General features: G+C 40.1%; 2 protein-coding genes. Both read left to right on the forward strand.

Going from position 1 to position 2,485, the window contains the following annotated elements; genetic code table 11:
- Positions 1–132: 132 nt before the first annotated feature.
- Positions 133–1,677: an IS21 family transposase gene (gene istA / locus LF817_RS19915; RefSeq protein WP_253937558.1), complete on the forward strand. Its 1,545-nt coding sequence runs from the start codon at positions 133–135 to the stop codon at positions 1,675–1,677.
- Positions 1,677–2,441 (forward strand): IS21-like element helper ATPase IstB, encoded by a 765-nt coding sequence (gene istB, locus LF817_RS19920; RefSeq protein WP_253937557.1) that lies wholly within the window; start codon positions 1,677–1,679, stop codon positions 2,439–2,441. The genes istA and istB overlap by 1 nt, the downstream gene beginning before the upstream one ends.
- Positions 2,442–2,485: the final 44 nt, after the last annotated feature.

A 2,485-nucleotide genomic window follows, 5' to 3' on the forward strand; every position in this document is an offset into this window, starting at 1 on the left:
TGTAAACGCTAGAATAAAGTTGACAGTTTTCGCTTGAATAGATTTTACACTTTTGCTCTATCAGCCTATTCTTTTAGTAAAATAGTTGATGACGTTATTTTACTGGAGGTTGGGATTTTGGAGGAGAAATTAGTGTTGTATTTAAAGATTCAGGACCTACATAAACGGAAGTTTAAAGTAGCTCAAATTGCTAAGGAGCTTAAGATCTCAAGACCAACTGTCTATAAATATTTAGAAATGACATTTGAAGAAGCAAAAGCTTATACTGAACAGCCTCTTGGGAGGAGCAAGAAATTAGACAGCTACAAAGACTGGATACTGGCCTGGTTAGAAGAGTATCCTCACTTAAGTGCTGCACAAATACATGATTGGCTTTTAGAGAGGTACCCCGACCTAACGGTCGGTGGAAGTACGGTGAGATCTTATGTGAAAGAAGTCAGGGAAGTCTACCAGATTAAGAAAAAGGTAATGGTTCGTCAATACGAAGCCATACCTGAACAACCAATGGGGAAACAACTTCAGGTAGACTGGGGTGAAACAAAACAAAAGACTACTAACAAAAAGGAAATCAAGCTGTATTTCATTGCGTTTGTACTCGCTCACTCCAGACAGAAGTATACGGAATGGCAGACACGTCCTTTCACCACAAGAGATGCGATACGTTGTCATGAAAATGCATTTCAATTCTATGGGGGACGCACAGAAGAAATCGTATACGATCAGGATCACTTAATTACAGTTAGTGAAAATGCAGGCGAGCTCCTTTTAACAGCTGAGTTTCAAAGTTATGTGAATGAACGGAAGTTTATAGTTCACTTGTGCAGAAGAGCTGATCCGGAGTCTAAAGGGATGATTGAAAATGTAGTGAAGTATATTAAAGGCAACTTCGCAGACAGTCGAGTGTTCAGCGATATAGAGGATTGGAATCATCGGTCGTTACAATGGCTAAAGCGTACAGGGAACCATCAGGTTCATCAGACAACAAAAAAAAGACCAGCTGAAGTGTTTCTCGTCGAAAAGCAACACTTAAAGCCAGTCTCTTCCTTACTTTCATATGAAAGTACCAATAATCAAAGTATAACAAGAAGTGTAAGCAAGGACAATACAATCCGGTACAAGTCCAATCGTTATTCCGTCCCACTTGGAACTTATCAAACAAACGCTGAGAATCTTGTTTTGATCGAAGTTTCAGGTAAAGAGCCACCGACGCTCGTGGTTCGAAAAGACGCAGAGAGTGAAATCATTGCCGAACATAGTATAAGTTTAGAAAAAGGGAAGCTCATTCAAAACCGTAATCATACCCGTGATCGCTCCAAAGGGGTTGAAGAGTTTAAGCGACGTTTGATTTCCTTTTTTAAAGATCAACCACAGGCCCTTGCTTTCTTTAATGAGATCAGCCAAAGATACCCAAGGTATCGTCGAGACCAGTTTGCGATCATTCATCAGGTCGTTCAAAAGTATCCAGCTTTAATCGATACCGTATTGGCCAAGTGTATGAGAGAAAAGTTGTATAGTGCGAATGACTTTCGTGATATGGCCCAGCACATTCATACACTGCCTCATGATTCGGTAAAAGAGATAAAGTCTTTTTATACCCATCCAGCAAAACATTCACAAATTAAGACCTCTACCCGTTCTTTAAATGCTTATACCAGCATTTTAGGAGGTCGACCATAATGAACAAGACCGTGAATGAATTACAAGATCAATTTCGTCAATTACGATTATCAGAAACTGCGGAGGAGCTCCCACAGCTTCTTCGCGAAGCTGAAAAAGCTTCATGGACTTACTTAGAATTTTTAGAATCTATTACGCGATATGAGCTAGCAAAGCGTGAAGCTAAAAGCCTGGAAAAGAGAATGAAATGGGCACGCTTCCCTTTCGTGAAGTCACTAGATGAGTTTGAACTAGAAGGTCAAAACGTCCTGACGGCCCGCCAATTAACACAACTTAGAGAGTTAAGCTGGCTAGAACATCAATATAACTTAATTATTCTTGGGCCACCTGGCATTGGAAAAACGTACATCGCAATTGGACTGGGGCTCGAAGCTGTTTCCAAAGGATTCAATGTTTATTTCGTTACAATGGGTGAGCTTGTGCAGCTCTTAAAAACGGAAGAATACCTGAATAAATCAAAGGTGCAACTCAAACGAATGAGAAATGCCGACCTGGTGATTATCGATGATTTGATGTATATGGCGATGGATCAGAGAGAGGCAAATCTGTTCTTTCATTTGATCAACCATTTATACGAACGAAGTTCGATCATCCTAACTTCCAATAAAAGTCCAGATGAATGGGGAAATTTGATTGGCGATCAAGGGATCACGACAGCTATTTTAGATCGTTTACTTCATCGTGTGGAGGTCATACATGGTGGAGAGAATGAGGAAAGTCATCGGATGAAAAACCGAAAAAGTATTTTTCAAGCAGAAGTGTAAAAGGGAAACGAGCAAAAAGTGTAAAATTCGACTTGACGTCTACA

Source organism: Halobacillus sp. A1, assembly GCF_024189295.1.
GTDB lineage: Bacteria > Bacillota > Bacilli > Bacillales > Halobacillaceae > Halobacillus_A.

Excerpts from the sequence above, each read along its gene's own strand:
- istB (WP_253937557.1), top strand. The coding sequence starts at position 1,677 with ATGAACAAGACCGTGAATGAATTACAAGATCAATTTCGTCAATTACGA.